General features: G+C 57.0%; 17 protein-coding genes. 11 read left to right on the top strand and 6 right to left on the bottom strand.

The genetic code is table 11. From position 1 onward, the window contains the following. Positions 1–27: 27 nt before the first annotated feature. The 9 genes from B7364_RS14910 to B7364_RS14950 all read left to right on the top strand — a co-directional run bounded on the left by B7364_RS14910 (position 28) and on the right by B7364_RS14950 (position 13,009). Positions 28–1,266 (top strand): TonB-dependent receptor plug domain-containing protein, encoded by a 1,239-nt coding sequence (locus tag B7364_RS14910; protein ID WP_157893726.1) that lies wholly within the window; start codon positions 28–30, stop codon positions 1,264–1,266. Further along, positions 1,199–2,491, top strand: a complete 1,293-nt coding sequence (locus B7364_RS14915; RefSeq protein WP_085340837.1) for a TonB-dependent receptor domain-containing protein — start codon at positions 1,199–1,201, stop codon at positions 2,489–2,491. The genes B7364_RS14910 and B7364_RS14915 overlap by 68 nt, the downstream gene beginning before the upstream one ends. Positions 2,492–2,605: 114 nt before the next feature. Further along, complete coding sequence (locus B7364_RS14920) at positions 2,606–3,844, top strand: glycerate kinase type-2 family protein (protein WP_198534280.1); 1,239 nt, start codon at positions 2,606–2,608, stop codon at positions 3,842–3,844. After that, positions 3,841–5,103 carry an MGH1-like glycoside hydrolase domain-containing protein gene (locus B7364_RS14925; RefSeq protein ID WP_085340839.1) on the top strand — a complete coding sequence of 421 codons (1,263 nt, stop codon included), beginning with the start codon at positions 3,841–3,843 and terminating at the stop codon, positions 5,101–5,103. Before B7364_RS14920 ends, B7364_RS14925 begins: the two co-directional genes overlap by 4 nt. A gap of 8 nt (positions 5,104–5,111) precedes the next feature. After that, positions 5,112–6,365: an MFS transporter gene (locus B7364_RS14930; RefSeq protein WP_085340840.1), complete on the top strand. Its 1,254-nt coding sequence runs from the start codon at positions 5,112–5,114 to the stop codon at positions 6,363–6,365. 96 nt (positions 6,366–6,461) lie between these two features. Further along, positions 6,462–7,349, top strand: a complete 888-nt coding sequence (locus B7364_RS14935) for an ROK family protein (protein WP_085340841.1) — start codon at positions 6,462–6,464, stop codon at positions 7,347–7,349. A gap of 211 nt (positions 7,350–7,560) precedes the next feature. Next, positions 7,561–10,053: a TonB-dependent receptor gene (locus tag B7364_RS14940; protein WP_085340842.1), complete on the top strand. Its 2,493-nt coding sequence runs from the start codon at positions 7,561–7,563 to the stop codon at positions 10,051–10,053. Positions 10,054–10,235: 182 nt separating this feature from the next. After that, the gene (locus tag B7364_RS14945; protein WP_085340843.1) at positions 10,236–11,756 is read left to right on the top strand and encodes a tryptophan halogenase family protein; all 1,521 of its coding nucleotides are present in this window, start codon (positions 10,236–10,238) and stop codon (positions 11,754–11,756) included. A 62-nt stretch (positions 11,757–11,818) separates the two neighbouring features. Further along, on the top strand, positions 11,819–13,009 hold the full coding sequence (locus B7364_RS14950; protein WP_198534281.1) for a glycoside hydrolase family 68 protein: 1,191 nt from the start codon (positions 11,819–11,821) through the stop codon (positions 13,007–13,009). On the opposite strand, the gene B7364_RS14955 is transcribed toward B7364_RS14950, so the two are convergent. The 3 genes from B7364_RS14955 to B7364_RS14965 all read right to left on the bottom strand — a co-directional run bounded on the left by B7364_RS14955 (position 13,006) and on the right by B7364_RS14965 (position 16,871). Next, positions 13,006–14,379 carry a putative 2OG-Fe(II) oxygenase gene (locus B7364_RS14955; protein WP_085340845.1) on the bottom strand — a complete coding sequence of 458 codons (1,374 nt, stop codon included), beginning with the start codon at positions 14,377–14,379 and terminating at the stop codon, positions 13,006–13,008. The genes B7364_RS14950 and B7364_RS14955 overlap by 4 nt on opposite strands. An 8-nt stretch (positions 14,380–14,387) precedes the next feature. After that, positions 14,388–15,704, bottom strand: coding sequence for an MFS transporter (locus tag B7364_RS14960; RefSeq protein ID WP_085340846.1), 1,317 nt, complete (start codon positions 15,702–15,704; stop codon positions 14,388–14,390). 150 nt (positions 15,705–15,854) lie between these two features. Further along, entirely contained in the window at positions 15,855–16,871 is a 1,017-nt protein-coding gene (locus B7364_RS14965) for a LacI family DNA-binding transcriptional regulator (RefSeq protein ID WP_332835091.1), read from the bottom strand. 321 nt (positions 16,872–17,192) lie between these two features. Between B7364_RS14965 and B7364_RS14970 the strand changes: the two genes are divergently transcribed. Next, positions 17,193–17,648, top strand: a complete 456-nt coding sequence (locus B7364_RS14970) for a hypothetical protein (RefSeq protein WP_157893728.1) — start codon at positions 17,193–17,195, stop codon at positions 17,646–17,648. A 278-nt stretch (positions 17,649–17,926) separates the two neighbouring features. Here the strand turns inward: B7364_RS14970 and B7364_RS14975 are convergent, their stop codons facing one another. Continuing rightward, positions 17,927–18,691 (bottom strand): HD domain-containing protein, encoded by a 765-nt coding sequence (locus B7364_RS14975; protein WP_157893729.1) that lies wholly within the window; start codon positions 18,689–18,691, stop codon positions 17,927–17,929. 59 nt (positions 18,692–18,750) lie between these two features. Here B7364_RS14975 and B7364_RS14980 point away from each other — a divergent pair, with 59 nt between their 5' ends. Continuing rightward, the gene (locus tag B7364_RS14980; RefSeq protein WP_198534282.1) at positions 18,751–19,227 is read left to right on the top strand and encodes a winged helix-turn-helix transcriptional regulator; all 477 of its coding nucleotides are present in this window, start codon (positions 18,751–18,753) and stop codon (positions 19,225–19,227) included. A 57-nt stretch (positions 19,228–19,284) separates the two neighbouring features. Here B7364_RS14980 and B7364_RS14985 read toward each other — a convergent pair whose 3' ends face one another. Further along, positions 19,285–19,911 carry a cytochrome b/b6 domain-containing protein gene (locus B7364_RS14985; RefSeq protein WP_085340849.1) on the bottom strand — a complete coding sequence of 209 codons (627 nt, stop codon included), beginning with the start codon at positions 19,909–19,911 and terminating at the stop codon, positions 19,285–19,287. After that, complete coding sequence (locus B7364_RS14990) at positions 19,904–20,242, bottom strand: hypothetical protein (protein ID WP_085340850.1); 339 nt, start codon at positions 20,240–20,242, stop codon at positions 19,904–19,906. The genes B7364_RS14985 and B7364_RS14990 overlap by 8 nt, the downstream gene beginning before the upstream one ends. Positions 20,243–20,386 lie beyond the last annotated feature (144 nt).

Genomic DNA, 20,386 nt, shown 5'->3' on the forward strand with positions numbered 1-20,386 from the left:
GGAAACCCAGCGACGGGGAGAGAAACTATGAAATCAACGTCAAAACTGGCGATCGCTTTGGGCAGCGTGTCGCTTTTCGCCTTCGCACCGATGGCTTGGGCCCAAAACCAAACCCAGACTCAGTCGACTGCCTCCGAGCCGGAGAAGGAAGTTGACGTCGTCATCGTAACAGGTACCAGCCGCAGCCGTGTGGCTTTGGATACGCCCTTGGCCGTAACCCAATTGAATGCGCAAAGCCTGTCGCGTCTGTCCTCGGGCGGTCAAGCCGATATCTTGAACTCCGTGCCAACCATCAAAGCTGATGGCGGGGGCGGTGAAGTTGCGGCCAATATTTTCGTCAAAGGTCTGCCATCGGGCGGCCAATACCAATTCACGCCCCTCATGTATGACGGTATCACCGTCCTTTCGAGCTTTGGCTTGAACTCGTCTGCCTATGACGTCTATTACCGCAACGATTTGGGTGTTCAGCGCCTGGAGTTTGTGCGCGGTGGTGTGTCCAACCTGTTTGGCCCAGGCTCGGTTGCGGGTCTGATCAACTATATTAGCAAAAAGGGTGGCGATACCTATCAGGGCGTTGCCCAAGTTGAAGTGGCCGAAGAAGGTCGCGTTCGGGGCGACTTTGCTGTCAGCGGCCCAATCAGCGAGAACTTGTTCTATTCCATCTCTGGCTTCTATCGCAGCGACACGGGCCCATTGGACACCAATTTGGACACGGTCGGTGGCCAGATTCGCGGCAATCTCGACTATCGCTTTGGCGATGGCAGCGGTTCGGTCACCCTGTCGGGTCAATATATCGACGATCAAGCGCAATTTTATCTGCCCATTCCCCTAAATGGTGCCACGCGGGAGCGCTTGGTTGGCAATGACGGTCAGATCGTGAATTCGGTTCAGAACGACTTTGGACCGAGCCTAGGTTTTAGAACCCCGACCGGGAATTTCGTCTCTCAGATTAACGATGGTGTGGCAACCACCGGCGGCCTGATCGCTCTGTCGTTTGACAAGAGTTTTGGCGATTCTGGCTGGGCAGCCAATGGCAAGATCAAATATAGCGACTATAAGCACAAATTCGGGCTGTTCTCTGACGGTGACGGCGTGATCAACGTGCCTGAAACCCTGCAAAGCTTCTTGACCAATCGTGGCCTTGGTAGCACCGCAAATGCGAACTTCACCTATGTTGGTGGGGGAACAGTTGCGGCCAATGCGCTTTTTTTTGTTCGCCAACCGCTTCACCGACCGCGTGCGTCCGGCAGAAGACGTCACCGCTGAGATCAATCTGACCAAGGGGTTTGTGACTGGTACCTTGGATCACAGCATTACGCTGGGTGCGTTCTACGGTAATGCGAGTGCGGATGATTACAACGTCACCACCACGTATCTGGCAGAGCTGAACAACCGCCCCCGCTTGGTCAATTTGGTTATTACCAATGGCGCGACCCAAACCATCGTATCGCGCAATGGTCTTTTGAACGCCGGTGCTGGCTATGTGAACAACCGCCATGAAGCCGAGCGCTATGCCGGCTATTTTGCAGACCAGATCAAGATTGGCGAGAAATTCAACCTCGATATTGGTTTCCGGGTTGAGAAGCTGACCGGTACGATTAGCCGCGAACGGACCTCTGTCGTGGTGACCGATTCCACCACAGCCAATTTGTCGACCGCTTTGCGTGATGTCATTTGGGGCAATGGTGCGTTCACGAAGGGTAAAGTCTCGACCACCGAGTGGGCAGGGGCGATTGGCGGTCTTTATAAGGCAACGGACCGGGTCAGCCTCTATGCGAACTTCTCGCGCGGCTATTTCTTCCCAGAATTGCGTTCGGTGTCGTTCAACTCTCTGTTCCAGCCTTCGTCTTTCAAGGCCGAAATCATCAATCAGGGCGAAATCGGTCTGAAGATGAATATGAAGCGCGTGTCGTTGACGCTTGCAGGTCTTGCGACCAGCTTGGACAACCGCCGCCAAGTCTTGTTCGTCAATGATGGTGCGGGTGGTTTCATCGAGCGGGTCAATCTGGTTGGGACTGAATCCTATGCGGTCGAAGGCACGATTGATTACAAGATCACCTCGAACTTGCGCTTCAGCGGCAATGCTACCTTACAATCCAACCAATATAGCGCGTTTGACTCCAATACCGCTCTGATTGGCAAGGATGTCGAGCGTCAGCCGGGCTTCTTGTATAATGCCGGCCTCTATTACGATGACGGCAAGTGGGATGCGTCCATCTTCACCAATTTCACGGGGTCCAACTATACCTCCTCCAGCAACACAATTTTGTTGGATGAGTGGAATATCGTGAATTTGGATATGGGCTATACCCTGCCAATCGGCAACCAAAGCGCGCGCTTCAGCCTCAATGTCTATAATCTCTTGGATGAGGATGCCGTGACTGAAGGCTCGCCCCGGCAGGACAATAACCAAGCGGCAAATGGTGCTTTCTTCGTCGGCCGTCCGGTTCTGCCGCGCCGCATCATGGCTCGCGTAACCTATAGCTTCTAAAGCTGCCAATCACAGGCGTGCAGGGCAGGGCGCAAGTCAAGCCTTGCACGCTTTCCTTCCAACCGCTTCCTTGATGGAAGCCTTATGGCTCTTGGCTGGGGAGGAGCACGCATCATGACCTATCGCACCGTCTTGACCGACTATTTTGCTGCCGCGATTGCCGCCGCAAGTCCTCGTCTCGCCCTGCCGCCGGCCCTGCCCAAGGGGTTGGTCAAGGGCAAAACCTATGTTCTGGCCTATGGAAAAGCTGCCGCTGAGATGGCTTTGGTTGCAGCCGAAACCCTAGACGGGCCAATCACGGGTCTTGCGGTCACGCGGCATGGCCATGGGGTAGATCTCAGCCAGACAGGCATTGAGCTGATCGAGGCCCGCCATCCTGTTCCCGATGATGACAGCCTGCAAGCTGGCACCAAGATGTTGGACTTGGCTGCGACCGCTGGCCCCGATGACCGCGTGATCTTTCTGGCCTCGGGCGGTGGTTCCGCGCTTTTATGTGCGCCCGCTAAGGGCATTAGTTTGGCTGAAAAGCAGGCCGTGACCGATGCTTTGGTGCGCTCGGGCGCGCCCATTCAGGACATTAATCTGGTTCGCCGTCATTTGTCCCGGGTCAAGGGTGGACGGCTGGCCGCCATTGCCGGCGCTCGCGGCGCAGAGCTTTATACCTATGTGATTTCCGATGTGGCGGGCGATGACCCTGCCTTGGTTGCATCTGGCCCCAGCATCGCCTCAACCTTTTATCCTGAGGGCGCTTTGTCGGTTTTACAGGCAGCCGGCGTCGATGTTCCCGAGGCTGTTCGCGCAGCCATCCTCACCAATGAGCCGAGCCCAACACCTACCCATCCTGTCAAAGTCATCGCTACCAATCGCGACGCCTTGGCCGCCGTTGAAGCCCGTGCCAGTGCCGATGGCTGGAACATTATTGACGCGGGCAAAGCCTTGACGGGTGATGCTGCAAGCTGCGGCAAAGCCCATGCATTGCGCGCCCAATTACTTGCCCGCTCGCCCGGTCGGCACCTCATGATTTCAGGCGGGGAACTGACGGTCACCAAAGCCCGCAAGGATGGGCAGGGTGGGCCCAATCTTGAATATTTAGTGGGCATTATGTCGGCCTTGCCGCACACGGCCAAGATTGAAGCTCTGGCTGGCGACACCGATGGGATTGATGGGACGCAGGATAATGCTGGGGGCTATTTGCACGCCTCTTGGGTGCCTCAAGATGAGGCCCTCCACGCCCTAAGCACGAACCGGACCTACCCCCTCGTTGAGCGATTTGGCGGGCTGATTATGACCGGGCCTACCCGAACCAATGTGAATGATATCCGGCTGATTGCCATTGAAGGAGCTTCCACGTGACGCAAGACCTGTCTCAAACTGCCCAAGAGATTCTGCGCCGCAATGATCGCGGCGGCTATACGGTGCCAACCCATGGGCTTTATCCCTACCAATGGAATTGGGACTCGGCCTTCGTGGCTTTGGGCTTTGCCGAGTTTGATCGTGATCGCGCGTGGCAAGAAATTGAGACTTTGGTTTCTGGCCAATGGGAAGATGGCATGATCCCGCATATCATCTTTCATAAGGATGATCCGGGCTATTTTCCGGGGCCATCGGTGTGGGCTACGGGGAAAACTCCGCCCACTTCTGGCATTACCCAACCCCCTGTTTTGGCCACGATCGTGCGAAAACTCTGGGAAGATGAAGGGGCAGACCCCGCCAATCCGCGTATGATCGCGCTCTATCAAGCCTGCGTGAAAAGCCATCGCTGGTTCCACACCTATCGTGATCCTTTGGGCAATGGCCTCGTGATGGTGACCCATAATTGGGAGACGGGCCGAGATAATAGCAGTGAATGGGATGACGCGCTTGCACGTGTCGACACCTCTGGCGTCGGCACTTATCAGCGCCGCGATACGGGCCATGTTGATGCGGCCATGCGGCCTACCGCTGTGGAATATGACCGCTATGTTGCCATCCTGCAGTTTGGCCGCAAGTCTGGCTGGAACCACCGTGAAATTGCCAATCATGGGCCCTTCCGGATGCTGGATGTAGGCATGTCGATGGAATTATTGCGCGCCAATCGCGACCTTTTGGTCTTGGCGCGCGCGCTGCACGATCGCGAAGTCGTGGCAGAACTGGAGGCCCGTATCGCCCTATCAGAAGCGGGGATGGACTGGCTCTGGCATGAGGACGTCGGGGCCTATTGCTCGCGCGATGTGGTCACAGGCGAAAGTTCGGGCCTTGTGACCAATGCCAGTTTCCTCGCCTTTTATGCTGGGGTGGGAACGCAGGCACAAAGGCAACGCCTGATCGCCGCTTTAGAGCGCATGACCAAAAGCGCAACCTATCTGGTGCCCAGCTTGGAAGCCGGTAGCCGTGCCTATGACCATAAGCGTTATTGGCGTGGGCCGATCTGGCTGGTGGTTAGCTATATGGTCGCCCAAGGTCTTGCCGAAGCAGGTCATGACGATTGGGCTGAACGCATTCGCACCGATTCCCGCAAGCTGATCGAGCTCTCGGGCTTTTTCGAAAGCTTCAGCCCAGAGACCGGTGCGGGGTCTGGTGGACCAGACTTCTCTTGGACAGCAGCCATGTGGCTGGCTTGGTGTGGAAAGTGAGGCAGAACATGACCGAGAAACAACGCAAGCCAGCGCCTGACACCTATCCGTGGATCCTGATCGCTCTCCTCTGGATGGTGTCCTTCCTCAATGCGGCCGACCGCTCCATCCTCAATTCTGTCAAACCCTTATTGCGCGATGCATTCGGTCTGACAGATGTGCAATTGGGGATTATCGATACGACCTTCTTCTGGACCTATGCCGTCTGCGCCTTTGTGTTTGGACGGATGGGCGACAGCGTCCGACGTCGCCACATGATTATCTTCGGCCTCGTCTTTTGGAGCATGGCAACCGGGATCATGCCATTGGCCACAGGCTTTGCCATGTTGCTCGGCATGCGGACCTTGGTCGCGATCGGGGAGTCGACCTATTATCCAACCGCGACTGCACTCATCAGCTCGTGGCATAAGCCAAGTGTGCGCAGCCGCGCGCTGTCGATCCATCAAACCGCCGTGTTCGCCGGCGGTGGCATTGGGGGTTGGGTGGCCGGTAAACTTGCTGACCACCACGGCTGGCCCGCACCCTTCATCGTGTTTGCTGCGCTTGGCTTTGTTGTCATGGCGATTTTGTTCAAATACTTGCGCGATGATGCACCGGGCGAGCCCGTCGTTAAGGATGAGCAGAAGGCAGAGCCGATTGGGATCATCTTTAAGAACCCGGCTGCTTTGTTGCTGTGCTTTGTTTTCTTTCTGGCAACATCGGCTTCGTCGGGGGTTTTGAACTGGTGTAACACCTATGCGCACGACGAATTGGGCCTGAACTTAGCCGATAGTGCTTTGGTAGGCCCTGTGATGATTACAACAGCTGGCTTCTTCTCGGTCCTCGTGGGTGGTTTTATGGCCGATAAATTTGCGGCGCGCAGCCCCATTGGCCGCTTCACTGTTTTGGCGATTGGGTTGGTTTTTGCCGCCCTTTTCCTGGTGCCATTCCCTTGGGTTTCAAACGCGACGGCGGTAGGGCTTTTGTTGTTCGCAACCAGCTTTGGCAAGGGCCTGTTTGACGGTTGTATCTATGCGGCCATGCATGATGTGATGCCACCGGAGGCCCGGGCGACGGCAGCTGGCCTGATGACAATGTTGGGCTTTATCGGCGCCGGGATCACCAGCTTCGCTTTGCCGGCCATGGCGGTCTATACCGGCCTTGCTGCAGGCTTTGCGATGATGGCGGGTCTTTACGCGATCGCTGTTGTTGCGCTGATCTTTGCCCGTCCTTTGCTGCGGCAAGCAGTGGCAGCGCAAGCGAATGGGTCGGCCCATGCCTAAGTCCCTGCAATCGGTTTCGCAGGCGACCCTTGCCAGCGGCCCATTTCCCGCTAGAGGGGGAAGCCGCAGGCACCCCATCCCAAGAAAGGCAGATTCGTGAGCAAGTTTGGCGGTATAGATGCGGGAGGGACCTCATGGCGCTGTGCCATTTTCGACGGCAAGGACAAAATCCTGTCGCGGACGGCCTTTCCTACCACAACGCCAGACGAGACTTTGGCGCGCGCGATAGCCTTTTTTAATGGGCATAAAGACCAAGGCTTGGCCGTCAGCCATATTGGCATGGCCTGCTTTGGCCCCTTGGCCGTGAATCCCGCCAGCCCACGTTGGGGTCATATTTTGGCGACCACCAAGCCGCATTGGTCGGGTGCGGATGTGGCAGGACATATGGCAGCCGGGACGGGGTGTCAGATCGCCTTGGAGACCGATGTGACGGCAGCAGCCTTTGCGGAGCGGGCATGGGGTGCGGGTCAGGGTCTTGATGATCTTGCCTATGTGACGGTGGGCACAGGCATAGGTGCCGGAATCATTTTGGGTGGAAAAGCCGTTTGGGGCACGATGCACCCTGAGGCCGGGCATATGCGGGCCCCGCGACATCCAAACGACCTGCAATTCAAGGGCGTTTGCCCCTTCCACGGCGATTGCATTGAAGGCCTAGCTTCGGCCCCGGCCTTGCTGGCGCGTTGGGGGATGGATGCGTCTGAATTGCCAGATGATCATCCTGCCTGGGACATAGAAGCCCATTATTTGGCGCATTTGGCAGCCAATCTGGTCCTGACCACAGCGGTCAAACGCGTCATTTTTGGTGGTGGCGTGATGGCCCGTGGTGGGCTGGTAGAGCGGGTCGCCACCCAGGCAAAAGCCCTCATCGGCCCCTATGGGACGGCCGCTCCCGGCGAAGGCGGTTTTGATGTTGTGGGTGCCGGATTAGGACTAGACTCAGGCCTTCTGGGCGCTCTTTGGTTGGCCGAACAGGCACAATCCTAGCCCAAAAATCGTCATTTTTCCGGCCTTACTCGGCGGAACTGGCCAGATGGGGATACAAAAAACCTAGCACTGTCAGAGGCTAAGGAAATTTGTGACGCTTTTTATGCAATGGATTGCATTATCGTTCTTGCAATCCATTGCATAGATGGTATCAAAAAGGTCAGGCAGGCCATCAGAGCCTTAGCTATAAACAGACACTGGGAGTTAAGTCATGAAGGTTGCCCAATTCTCTAATTGCGTTTCGGCGATTGCGCTGGTTACTGCGCTCGCAGCCGGTGCGCCTGCCATGGCTCAACAGGCCGCAGCAGCGCCTGCAGAGCCTGAAGGCTTGGAAGTCGTTATCGTAACCGCCTCGGGTGGTAATCGCACCCAAATCAACAGCTCGGTCTCGGTGACCACTGTCAATGCGCAAGTGATTGCAGACTTCAAGCCAAGTTCTGAATCCGAATTGCTTCGGATGATCCCCGGTATTCAGGTCGCTGGTACCGCTGGCCCAGGCGGGAACTCCAACATCGCCGTACGCGGTCTTCCCGTTGCCACCGGGGGTTCGCCCTTCGTGCAGATCCAAGAGGATGGCCTGCCAACCGTTCTGTTCGGCGATATTCAGTTTGGGAACAACGACTATTGGACCCGTTTTGACGCTACCGTCGCCAATGTCGAAGGTGTTCGCGGCGGTTCGGCTTCGACCTATGCCTCGCAAGCTCCAGGTGCGGTTATCAACTACATCTCCAACACAGGTCAGCAGAAGGGCGGCTATGTTCAGTGGAACACCGGCCTCGGCTTTGATGAGAACAAGTTGGACTTCCGTTATGGCAGCCCGATTAATGACTCGACCCGCTTCCATGTCGGTGGCTTCTACAAAAAGGGCAGCGGTCCCTTGGACGCTGGCTATGACGTCAGCAATTCCTATCAAATCAAGGCCAATCTGACCCACGACTTTGCCGACGACAAAGGCTTTGTCCGGGTTTTGGTGAAGATCGCCGACACGCAAGAGCCAAACTATACCGGCTCGCCAGCTCTGGCCACGATCAATGGTTTGGAAGTTTCCAACATTAAGCCATTCCCCGGCTTTGATGGCCGTAAGGACTCCAATTATTCGGTCTATAATAAAGACTTCTTGATCTTTAACCGCGATGGCGTGCTAGAGCGCGTCAAAATGGACGGGATCACCACCAAGGCGACCTCCTTGGGCGGTCAGTTGCGCTACAATGTGAATGACAATTGGAGCGTTGATAACAACTTCCGTTGGACGGATATGAGCGGTGGGTTTGCCTCGCCCTTCTTGAACGTCGCTACCCGCGCCAGCGTCATTGGCTCGGTCATCAGCCGCCCAGGTCTGCCAAATGCAACAGTTGCGAGCATCCGTTACGCCGCTGGTCCCCGGGCCGGTCAGGTATTCACCGACACCTATGTCGACAATAACGTCAATGTCCGCACCAACATCCGTGACATTGGCAGCACCGCTAACGATTTCAAACTGACCGGCAAATATGACACCGGCTTTGGGGCGGTAACGGCACGGGTTGGCTATTTCTACATGAAGCAAGACATCGCCATGGATTGGCATGTCAACAAATCGCTGCGTGAGTTAAGCGGCAATAATCCTTCGCAATTGGACCTCTTTGATGCGGCTGGCAACAAACTGACTCAAGAAGGTATCTCCGGCTATAACAACAATTGGGGCGATTGCTGCGCCCGCGATTACGACCTGTCTTACACCAACACCGCGCCTTATATCGCGTTGGAATTGGATGCAGATAAGTTTGCACTCGACGGCTCGGTCCGCTTTGAATCGGTCGAAGCACGCGGCACCACGGTTGCTGGCGGTCCGGAATTCCTCGTCAATTCTGGTGGTGTTCAAATCACCACCATTCGTGCCAATGGCGCGCGGGAGCGGCTGAACTATACCCGAGACTATACCTCGTGGTCGGTTGGTGCCCTCTACAAAGTCAATGAAGACACCAGCGTCTTCGTTCGTCGTTCGAAGGGTGGCCGCTTCAATGGTGACCGCCAAACTGTCAGTGGCAAGATCAATGCGGACGGCTCGCTCACCCAAGCGGGCCGGACCGCTTCGGTCGACTTCGTCAATCAGGACGAGCTGGGCGTGAAGAACCGCGGCGAATTGGCCGGGGGCCGCTACACGCTGGAATTCACCTTGCTGCAAGGCGACTTCAAGCAGAGCACGTTTGAATTGTCGGCAACCCGTTGCCCTGGCGGTTCGGGCGGCTGCGTGATCGATGCCAAATATGAGTCGAGCGGTGCGGAAGCCTATGCCACCTATCGCAATGGCCCCTTCTCGGTGATCGGCAATGCCACTTATTCGAACGCAAAAATCTCGCGTCCCAATAGCAGCGGTGTCTCGGGACCATTTACCCGCGCGCCAGGCATTCCTGACTTGAGCTTCACGGTCGCGGCCAATTATGACTTCAACGACAAAGTCACCTTAGGCGTCAGCACCACGGGCCAAACCTCGTCGATCGACGATGCTGGCCGTGAATATCCAGGTGGTGCGATCCTGAACGCAACGGCGAAATATGCCATTAAGGAAAACATCGAACTGAGCCTCTCGGCTTACAATTTGTTCGACAAGTTTGACCTGCGCGGCAATGGTGGCGTGGCAAACGCCGCTGTGAACCCCGTCGTCATCAGTGGTAACCCAGCTTTGGGTCGTACCCTGACGGCAGCGATCCGCTACACCTTCTAGAGCCCGGCTCTCAAGGTGAAAGCTGCCGTGGCAGAGGCTTGAAACCAGACTTGGTTTCAAGCCAATGCTAGGAACAAGATGAGGCTCCCTACAGGGCAGGGAGTTTGATAGATGGGGCTGGACGCAACTGCTTTCAGCCCCATTTGTTCGACTAAGCTGAAACGCTGGATCAAGGAGGCGTTATGACCCCATCATCTGATCGACGCATCCGCTCCATCGTCATTGTTGGCGGTGGGTCTGCTGGCTGGATGACCGCCGCAGCTTTGGCCAATACCCTCAAACAGGATTGCGACATCAAGCTTGTTGAATCCGAACTGATCGGGACAGTGGGTGTGGGCGAGGCCACCATTCCACCGATCCGTACCTTCAATGAAATGCTGGGGATTGATGAGCGCGAATTTGTTGCCAAGACGAGGGGCTCCTTCAAGCTCGGCATTGAGTTTGTCAATTGGGGAAATCAGGGCAATCGCTATTTCCACCCCTTTGGACCACATGGCAGGGCCTTTGACATCGTCGGCCTGCACCATTTTTGGCTGAAAGCCCGCGAGGCGGGGGATACAACCTCGTTTGACGACTTTTCGATGGCTTGGGCTTTGGCCCAACGTGGTCGTTTTACCCGCCCAAGCCCCGACCCGCGACACGTCATGTCGACCTTTGACTATGCCTATCATTTTGATGCGGGCCTTTATGCGCGCTTGCTGCGCGATTATGCAGAGACCCGCGGCGTCACCCGTCACGAGGGCAAAGTTGTCCGCGTCCGCCAACACAGCGAGACCGGCTTTGTCGAAGGCGTGACGCTGGAGAGTGGACTGGAACTAACAGGCGATCTCTTCATCGATTGCTCTGGCTTTCGCGGCCTTTTGATCGGCGAGGCCCTCAAAGTGGGCTATCAGGATTGGACCCATTGGCTGCCGTGTGATCGCGCTGTGGCCATGCCGTGTGCCAAGGTCGGTGACATGCTGCCCTATACACGCTCAACCGCCTGCGAAGCGGGCTGGCAATGGCGCATTCCGCTGCAGCACCGGACGGGCAATGGCTATGTCTATTGTAGCCAGTTTATCTCCGACGAAGATGCCGAAGCCTCGCTCCGCGCCAATCTCGATGGCGAAGCCTTGGCCGGACCCAATAAGTTGCGCTTTACCACCGGGCGACGTGACAAATTTTGGGAAAAGAATGTGGTGGCCATTGGCCTGTCCAGCGGCTTTTTGGAACCACTTGAATCCACGTCGATCCATTTGATCCAAGCCGGTATTTCAAAGCTGCTTGCCCTTTTCCCGCAGCGCGACTTTGATCCGCTCATCGTAGACGAATACAACCATATCGCCGCAACCGAGTTTGAGCGTATCCGCGACTTCTTGGTCCTGCACTATAAGCTCACGACCCGGGATGACAGCCCACTTTGGCGCTATTGCGCCAGCATGGACATCCCAGACACGTTGAAGCTGAAGATTGAACACTTCCGGCGTTATGGCCGCCATATTGCCCGCGATATGGATTTGTTTGGTCAGCCGAGCTGGCTTGCGGTCCATATTGGTCAAGGCAATATCCCCCAAGATGTCGACCCCTTGTTTGACTTCCGGGGGACGGATGGCCGCGACTATCTGGGTAAGCTCAAGGCCGCCTTGGTAGCAAGTGCTGAAAACGTGCCGACCCACCAAGCCTTTGTCAATCAACATTGCGCGGCAGAACGGGCGGTTGCTTAAGTGACCTTCCTCTGCCGCCATTTACCATCACCTGTGTGATGACCAATCAGGACAAATTCAGCGTGCCTCTAACCCCGTCTCCAAAACGTGTTCCTGATGTCAGCCCGCAGTGGCGGCCTAATTTTTGGCGTGCGTCGCATTTGGCCCAGCTTGATGCCGCGCGCCAGCCGAGCCCACGCCTATTTGGCGCAGCCGATGTTCAACATCTCGATCCAACTTTAACCCTGTGGGACATTTGGCCCGTTCAATTGGATACTGGCGATCTGGTTACGCTTGAGGCGGGCAGCTTATGGGTGATGTTGTCTGCACCGCGCCTGCCAGACCCGGATGTGCGCCACAATATGGCGCGGATGCGCTTGCTCTTGAAGTCTGAAGCGGGTTGGCGCGATTGCGGCAATCTTTTGCCCGACGGCTTTTCTCCCGGCAGCCGCGAGTGGTCGGGGTCTACCCGCCTAAACCCTGAAACCGGCGAAGTCACCTTATGGTTTACCGCTGCTGGTCGCCGCGGCGAAGCCAAGCCAGACTTTGAGCAACGCTTGTTCCATGCGGTCGGCACTTTGGACCTGACGGGCACCTTGCCCCGCGTGATAAATTGGCGTGGCCTCACCCAAACAGTCGTCAATACCGGTGAGCTTTATGCCGACCTGTCCATTACCCAAGGCGTGCCCGGTCAAATCAAGGGCTTCCGCGACCCGTACTGGTTCCGCGACCCTGCTGACGGCGTGGGCTATCTCTTGTTCACCGCTTCGCGCGCCTCGCATTTGCCGGCCAGCCCCTATGACGGGGTGATTGGTCTGGCCAAAGCAAACGACCCAGACGGCCAAGAGGCCTTTGAGCTTTTGCCACCTATTCTGGATGCCTTTGGTCTGGCCAGTGAGATGGAGCGGCCACATATTTTTGTGCGCGATGGGCTTTATTATCTATTCTGGTCGACCCAATCGCATATTTTTGACACCCGTTTTGCTCAAGGCCCGACCGGGCTTTATGGCATGGTCGGCCCTTCTTTGTTTGGACCGTTTGAGCCCTTGAATGGCTCAGGCCTTGTGCTCGCCAATCCACCCGAAGAGCCACGCCAAGCCTATGCCTGGCAAGTTCTGCCATCGCTTGAAGTCGTCAGCTTCGTCGATTTCTGGGGGCTAAAGGGCGGGGATATCCTCAAGGATCCAGCGCTGAAGCAAGCCCAATTCGCAGGCTCTATCGCCCCGTCCAGTTTTTTGAAACTAGACGGGAGGACCAGCACCATTATCGGCTAGGTCGGCTGGCGAATATCAAAGGCGAGGCTGAGGCGTTCGCCAGCCTCAATCGGCACGGTCCGGTGCCAATGGGTGGATGGAAAGAGGACGAGCGTTCCGGCTTTAGGGGCAATTTGATGGGTTGGGCCAAGTCCAAGCTCCAACTCGGGCGGGCCTTCGCCATAGCTAAGGAAGCCGGCAGGCGCTGGCCCTGCCGCCGCCCGGTCTGGCATCTCTATATGTAAGGCTGAGCTGATCCAGCCCATCGGATGGGTATGGACACGATGAAAGCCACCTGCCCGTAACAGAACCGACCAGCTGCCTTCAAACAGGATTGGCTTGTCCCTTGCCGGGGCCAAGAGGGGATGGCCCTCACGCGGGGGCGGAAGGCTTGCCAGATACTGTGCAACCGCGCTTTGGATCTTGGTGCGAACCTGCTGAATGCTTGGAATCGGACGGAAAAAAAGTTGGCGGTCGGTTTGTGTGCCACCCTTCACCGATTGTTCCAAATAGGGGGCTTGAGCGGTGTGTAAGGCACGCAAATCATCGGCCAGTTGGCTCAACTCAACCGCACTTAGGCCAAGATCAATCGCGCGGACATAATCCGTCGCCGCCCCATCCAGCCAAGGGGCCGCTGGGTCGCCTAGAAGCCGCCAGCATAAGGACAGATAGGGCCAGAACAAGCGGGCTTGGGGTGTCGACACATAAGGTTTCGCGCGGGCAAGGGCGGCTTCTGGATTTCGAAGGCGCAAGGCATGCCTCACCCGGCACAGATCCAGGCCAGGATCGGCCCAATCTTTCAGGGCATCAAACAAATGCGGATCGCGGCTCAAAGGCCCGCCGCTTTCACTCTCAATCGAGACACGGGCGACTTCTAACCCGCGACTTGGGCCCAACGCTTGGTGGGCTTGGGCAAGATGGGTGCGGGCTTCCTCCCAAGCCTGAGCGGTTTGCAGCAAGTGGAGATGAGCCAGCCGCAGGCTGAGGCTACCCGGCAATGCGGCAATCGCGCGGCGATAGCTCTCGTCAAAGCTGTCCCGCTGGCCGATGGCCACCCGCAAGGTCGCAAGACCTTTATGTCCGTCGAGCCATTGGGGATGTTGGGTTAAAGTATCGAGCAGGATGGATTGGGCGCGCGCCGCATCACCTTCGGCGGCCAAGGCCGCTGCATAGGTGCGGATCAAATGCGGATTAGCGGGGTCCAGCGCGCGGGCGCGTTCAAAGGCAGTTACCGCTTCGCGTCCGGTTTCAAACCGCACCTGCGCATAGGCAAAGGCGGCGGTCGGGTTCGTCGGGCTGAAAGCGACCGCGCGCTCTAATGCGTCAAGCGCGCCCTCCATATCCTGAAGGTCGCGCTTGGCGAGGCCAGTTTGAAGCCAATGGACTGCCATTATCCTGCCTAAGCGGGGCGCTTCTCTCGCACCCACAGCACGCAGACTGCCGCAATCATCAACATGATGCCAGCCATCGTAATCACATGGCGCGCATCACCCCCCATCAAAGGCTCGTAATAGAAGGGCAAGGTTGCGGCGATCAGCAACATCGGGATGACGATCATCATGTTGAAAATCCCCATATACACCCCGGTCCGCTCAGGTGGCACCGCCCCTGACAGGATCACAAAGGGATTGCCCATGATGCTTGCCCACGCCAAGCCTATGCCAATGGCGGGGATGAATAAGAGGGCCTTCTCGCCAATATGGGGCATAAACAACATGCCAATCCCGCCCAAAGTCAGACAGCAGGCATGAACAACTTCCGGCCCAAAGCGCCGGGTAAAGGGCACCATCGCGAACGCGGCGATAAAGGCAATCCCATTATAAAAGCCACCAATCTCGCCATTAGTAACCACGGCCATTCGAAAGCCTTCAGAGACCGCCTCGGACGTTCCATAAACCGACCGGCTGATGGAATAGATGATATAGCCCCAATAAGCGGCCATGCCATACCATTGAAACAAGCTCATGAGCGCCAACTTGCGCATGGCCTTCGGCATGGTGAGGATCGCGTCCCAAATCTCAAGCAACGTGCCTTTCACCGTCAAAGGCTTGCTTTTGATATAAGCGATTTCAGCCTCAGTCAGTGGCAATTCGCGGACGCGGAAAACCGACCATAGGATCGTGCTGATCGACAAGACCGCACCAATGGTAAAGGCAACTTTGGTGGTCTCAGGGATATTATGGGCATCGACCGCATTCACATCAAAGCCCAATAGATTAATCATGATCGAGGGCGACAGGAACGCCAACATCTGGGCGAGGCCGGTAAAGGCGCTCTGCGATAGGAAGCCGAATTGACGTTGGTTCGGATTCAGCCGGTCGCTGACATAGGCGCGGTAGGGTTCCATCGTGATGTTATTGCCCGCGTCCAAAATCCACAGGAGCGAGACCGCCATCAGAATGGACGAGCTTAAGGGCATGAAGAACAGCCCGAGCGAACACATGATCGCCCCGACAATGAAATAGGGGGTACGGCGGCCCCATTTGCTGGCCGTCCGGTCACTCATCGCGCCAATAATGGGTTGCACCAAAAGACCGGTCAGCGGCCCTGCCAGTTGCAATAAGGGGAGCGATGCCTCATCAGCACCCAAATAGCTATAGATCGGGCCCATATTGCCCTGCTGCAAGCCAAAGCTGAACTGCAAGCCGAGAAAGCCCAGATTCATTTCCGCAATGCGCCATAAGGGCAAATGCGGCTTCAAAGCCGGTTGAGTCATGTTCTTCCTCCCAAAAGTGCATCGGCGCTTTTGCGCTCTGTCCTCAGAGATTTACGCTAACGCAATCGATTGCAAAAGCAAGTGGAAAAGCGTGACCATTTGTAGGCCGGGGTCGTGGAGGCTCATTGGCGGCCGTGAAGCCCAGTCGTTCTAGCCGCCGCAGGATTTGCGCACGACCAGTTTGGGTAGGAGGGTTGCCGATGGTGCGTCTTCGCCGGCCATGCGCTTAAACAAAAGGTCGACGATGGTTCTGGCCCCCTTGGCGAGGTCTTGTTGCACACTGGTCAAGGGTGGGGTTGATTGGGCCGCGATGGCGATGTCGTCAAAGCCCACGACACTGACTTGCCCCGGCACATCAATCCCCGCCGCGGCAAGGGCTTGGATGGCGGCCAGCGCGATAATGTCAGACGTGGCGAAAATCGCGTCAAAGGGCGTGCCGCTTTCAATCAGTTCGCGGGCGGCCTCATAGGCGGTCTCAAACGAGAAATGGGCGGGGATCACCAAGGCAGGGTCGTGCTCAATCCCCGCCGCGCGCAGGGCCCGCATATAGCCTTCATAGCGTAAACTAATTTCCGGCAGTTCCAACATGCCCAAAAAGGCAATGCGTTTGCGACCCAGCGCCAACAAATGATCCACGGCCCGGCGCGCCCCGCCAATATTGTCGGTCCCCACCGAACAATAGACCTGCCCACTCAAATGCCCGCCCCATACTACCAGCGGATGGTAGGACGCTGCTGCATGATTCAGGGCTTCATGTTGGTCGGATTGGCCGACAATCACCAAACCATCTTGGCGATGCGATTGGATGATCCGGTTGAGCCACCCGTCTGACGTATCGGTCACCCGGCATAACAGGACTTGATAGCCGCGGGTTGTGATTTCATCGGCCAAGCGGCCAAACATCTCAATAAAGAAGGGGTCAGAGATTAATTGGCCAACGTCATGGCCCAATGGGAAAACAACGCCAATCGTTTGGGTTTTCCGCATGCGGAGCGAACGCGCCGATTGATTGATGACATAACCAGCCTCGGCTGCGATACGCTGAATTTCCCGCCGCCGGTCTTCTGGGATCAAGGGATTATCTGCCAGCGCCCGCGACACCGTCGACATAGACACCTTTGCCAAGCGCGCCACATCGGCCATCTTCAAGGGGCCATCTTCTGCCACAAATCATCTCCTTTTGCGTGTGCAAGGCTGACGCAGCTTGTCACCGCTTTCTGAAATCAGATTTGAAAGCGAACACAGATTTATGCAACCGATTTCCACATGAAGGATATACTTTTTGGAGACAGGGTGGGGCTTTTTACCACAGACTTGGCTATCGCCCTGCGGCATCCATGAGCCGAAGTGAGTCAGTGGGATCACTCCACGGCACTCCGGGGGCTTGCCCACGCTTGACCGAGAGAGAAATGTCCTTACCTAGCCGTAGCCTGCGTTCACGCATAGGCACGTGCGCGTGCACGGCGTCCAAAGACAAAGGAGGTTGGCGTGCAGACTTGGAAACCCCCTCCGCCATTTTTGGGAAAGATTTGGATGTGGCAATATCGCGAGCCAAAAGAAGGCTGGCGGGGCTGGCATGTCTCGGCTGATCGAGCCGGCGCTGAAGCCTTTATCACATGGATCGACTTTTTGCGCAGCGATGATGCTGCTTACCGTACTTCGCCTCTGGAATTGGTCTCGGAGCCTCTCCTCTATGGGGTTGGATACAATCAAGCCTGTGATCGCCAGTTTGATAAGCTTCGCGTGGCCTATTCATCCGATGTATCCGGGCTTGAACTGGTTGCGCAGGGCAATCATTTGCACCTGACGATTGGGGCAACAAGTTCTGCAGATTTGATTGCCTGTCTTGAGAGACTTGCACGTGGCGAAGGGGACTTCGTGCTCCACACCACGACAACAGGTGGGCGTTTGTGTTGGCATTTTTGGTGGCCGCCAAGGGCTTAAGAAATCGATGGGTGATCTATAAACTTCGGTATCCTTTGCCTGTGCAGCCTTGGTCCCGCGCTCCCCACACCCCCACGATGTCATCCACGCCGAAGTAAGGCCGAGAACGCGGACCTCGCCGGGGGGCCTGATCGTGAGTGATCCTGGATCGGTTTGGCGTCTCAGGTCACATCCGGATGCAGGAGAAACTTCTCAACCCAAGGCCTCAGACCCTAGCGCGCTTTCAGAGAAACTCCGAACCAGAAAGCGAGGGGCAATCGGTGTCGATAGCTTCGCGCTTAACCTTTAAAAGGGGCGGCCCTCACGGCCAATGGGAAACCAACTTGGATCGCAAAATCAAAGCGGCCGCCTTTCACAGCTTTCGCTTCCAGTTCGAGACGCCGCAAGATTTCCCGCTTAAATGCACCGCGCGGATGCCGCGCCAGCACCTCATAGACAAAGGGGCGCGGCAAGTGGGAGAGGCGTAAACCGGTTAAGTCAACCATCGCGCCATATTGGGTGTAACACCCCAAGGCACCGTCGCGATCCGGCTTGATGCCGACGCTGGTATGGACAATCAGCGCATCGTGGAGATGCTCGCCCGTGGCCGCTGGTTCGCCAGCCTCATGCGCACAGGCGCGGGCCGTTTTGGCGCTGCGCAGCGTAAAATCCTCGCCCGCGACGTCCTCCATCAGCCCAACATCGTGCAATATCCCACACAGATGCAGCAATTCAGGATCAATCTTCACCTTGTCGATATGGGCTAACGCCCGCCCGAAAAGGGCAGAGCGATAGCCGTGGTTTAAGAGTTCTGGGCTTTGGGAAAGGGCGGCTTCCTCGGCCAGACGCACCAGTCGGCTATCAGGGACGGGCGGCAGGTCACTTACATCTCCCACGCGTGCCAAGCGGGGCGTTAGGCGCTGCCAGATGTTGGCCACCTGCTGCTGGCTGGCAATGGCAAGGCCGCGCGCGCATTCGGGCAGATTCATGACCCCGCCTGAGCGTTCCACCCATCCAGGACCGCCAAATCGATGTGGATCGGGAAGCGGGGGAAGTAAGCGCACGTTCAAGGCTCCTGAGTCTTTAGTTTGAACTTAGCTAAAAATGTCCTACTCAGTCCCTGATGTCAACGCCGGAAACTTACCCCTCTGAACCCCCCGTCCGATCTGCCCCTGTGGCGCGCGATGCCTGTGGCATGGCTTTGGCGACCGAGCTTTTGGGAGATCGTTGGACCCTTTTGATCCTGCGTGAGGCTTTTTATGGCGTGTCGCGCTTTGATGATTTACGCGCGGACCTTTCCATTCCGCGTGGCATTTTAAGCACCCGCTTGAAGGCCCTCGTTGGTGCAGGCCTTCTGGTGAAAACACCTTATCGACAAGGGCGCGACCGGGTTCGCTATGCGTATCAATTGAGCCCGATGGGCCAAGATCTGGCCTTAACCCTGATCGCTTTGATGCAATGGGGCGAGCGTCACCTGCAAACCGGTCCTTCCCCAGTCCGGCTCACCGATCGCCGGACTGGCCAGATGCTTCAAATTGCCTTGGTGACCCCCGATGGTCAGGCGGTTCCAGCCCAGCAGGTCGACTTTCAAATCGTGTGAGCGCTGGAGCGTGATGCCGTCGGGAGCCGCCAGCACATCTGGCAGAAGCGGGCGATTTCACGCCGCCCGCTTCTTCCCGTCCACCATGGCGCGGACCAAGTTTTCGCGATGACCGAAAGAGGCCAAAAGCACGCCGCCCAAGTGGAAGAACACCAAGCCGAGCAGGAGATTGGCGCTGGCCTCATGCACCTCCTCCCATGGGCTGTCATCGTCATCGCCGCCCGCACGCGCTTCACCTTGTAGCAGGCTTTCCAAGGCCGTGGGCACTGGTGTGCGGTTCTCCATCGCCATGCCCGTCCCCGCAGTCAAACTCATGACCACAAGAAGCGCAATCACCATCAGGCCACCCGGGGGGGAGTGGCCGATATGGCGCGTGCCTTTACCGGTCACCAAATGGGTTAGATACCGAATGGCCGCCAGAGGCGAAGCTAGGAAGTTTTCAAACCGTGCATGGGTTGGCCCAGAGATCCCCCAAAACAGGCGAAACACCACATAACCCGCAACGAAATACCCAGCTGCTTGATGTAGGGTTTCAGGTTCGCCGCGGGTGATGAGAGCCGTAGCAATCGCGACCAGCAACAGCCAATGGCCGATGCGAACCAAGGGGTCCCATACCTTAACCCATGGGTTGGTAGCTTCTGGTTCACAAGCGGCTTCGGTGACAGGTGCAGGACGGTCAGTCATGGTCACGACCGCCATGATCATCCGTGCGATCCTGCCGCTCATCATCGTCGTGTGCATCGTCAGAGCGGTATTTGCTGTGGCGGATATCTTCGGTCAAGACTTGGCCAGTCCGTGCGTCAATGACGCGGGTCTCCGTGCGACTTTCGTGGCGGTCGCCGCGGTCATCGTCCTCCTGATCGTCGACGTGGTTGGTGATTTGATTGGTCAAAGATGTTGGGCCAGCATTGGCCTTTGTCGGCGACAATTGACCCGAGGCGAGCGCAAAGCCGGCAAGCGCGAGTGTGGCGACACCGAGGCCAAGGGCGATGCGAATTGGGGTTGAAAGGGCCATGTGAATTCTCCTCCAGGGGGTTGTTGATGGGGAGACTTTAGCCGGGCCTTCCTGACGGCCTGCCGCTGGTTTGCGTCAGCTAGCCGTCAGCTTGATGTCAGCCCCGTTCCATTACACAGTCTGTCCATGAAGCCGCTGTGCGCC

The sequence above is a fragment of the Aquidulcibacter paucihalophilus genome (assembly GCF_002105465.1).
In the GTDB taxonomy this organism is placed as follows: Bacteria; Pseudomonadota; Alphaproteobacteria; order Caulobacterales; family Aquidulcibacteraceae; genus Aquidulcibacter; species Aquidulcibacter paucihalophilus.

Excerpts from the sequence above, each read along its gene's own strand:
- B7364_RS14915 (WP_085340837.1), top strand. The coding sequence starts at position 1,199 with ATGCGCTTTTTTTTGTTCGCCAACCGCTTCACCGACCGCGTGCGTCCG.
- B7364_RS14920 (WP_198534280.1), top strand. The coding sequence starts at position 2,606 with ATGACCTATCGCACCGTCTTGACCGACTATTTTGCTGCCGCGATTGCC.
- B7364_RS14960 (WP_085340846.1), bottom strand. The coding sequence starts at position 15,704 with ATGACTCAACCGGCTTTGAAGCCGCATTTGCCCTTATGGCGCATTGCG.
- B7364_RS14955 (WP_085340845.1), bottom strand. The coding sequence starts at position 14,379 with ATGGCAGTCCATTGGCTTCAAACTGGCCTCGCCAAGCGCGACCTTCAG.
- B7364_RS14980 (WP_198534282.1), top strand. The coding sequence starts at position 18,751 with ATGTCAACGCCGGAAACTTACCCCTCTGAACCCCCCGTCCGATCTGCC.
- B7364_RS14990 (WP_085340850.1), bottom strand. The coding sequence starts at position 20,242 with ATGGCCCTTTCAACCCCAATTCGCATCGCCCTTGGCCTCGGTGTCGCC.
- B7364_RS14910 (WP_157893726.1), top strand. The coding sequence starts at position 28 with ATGAAATCAACGTCAAAACTGGCGATCGCTTTGGGCAGCGTGTCGCTT.
- B7364_RS14985 (WP_085340849.1), bottom strand. The coding sequence starts at position 19,911 with ATGACTGACCGTCCTGCACCTGTCACCGAAGCCGCTTGTGAACCAGAA.
- B7364_RS14940 (WP_085340842.1), top strand. The coding sequence starts at position 7,561 with ATGAAGGTTGCCCAATTCTCTAATTGCGTTTCGGCGATTGCGCTGGTT.
- B7364_RS14930 (WP_085340840.1), top strand. The coding sequence starts at position 5,112 with ATGACCGAGAAACAACGCAAGCCAGCGCCTGACACCTATCCGTGGATC.
- B7364_RS14945 (WP_085340843.1), top strand. The coding sequence starts at position 10,236 with ATGACCCCATCATCTGATCGACGCATCCGCTCCATCGTCATTGTTGGC.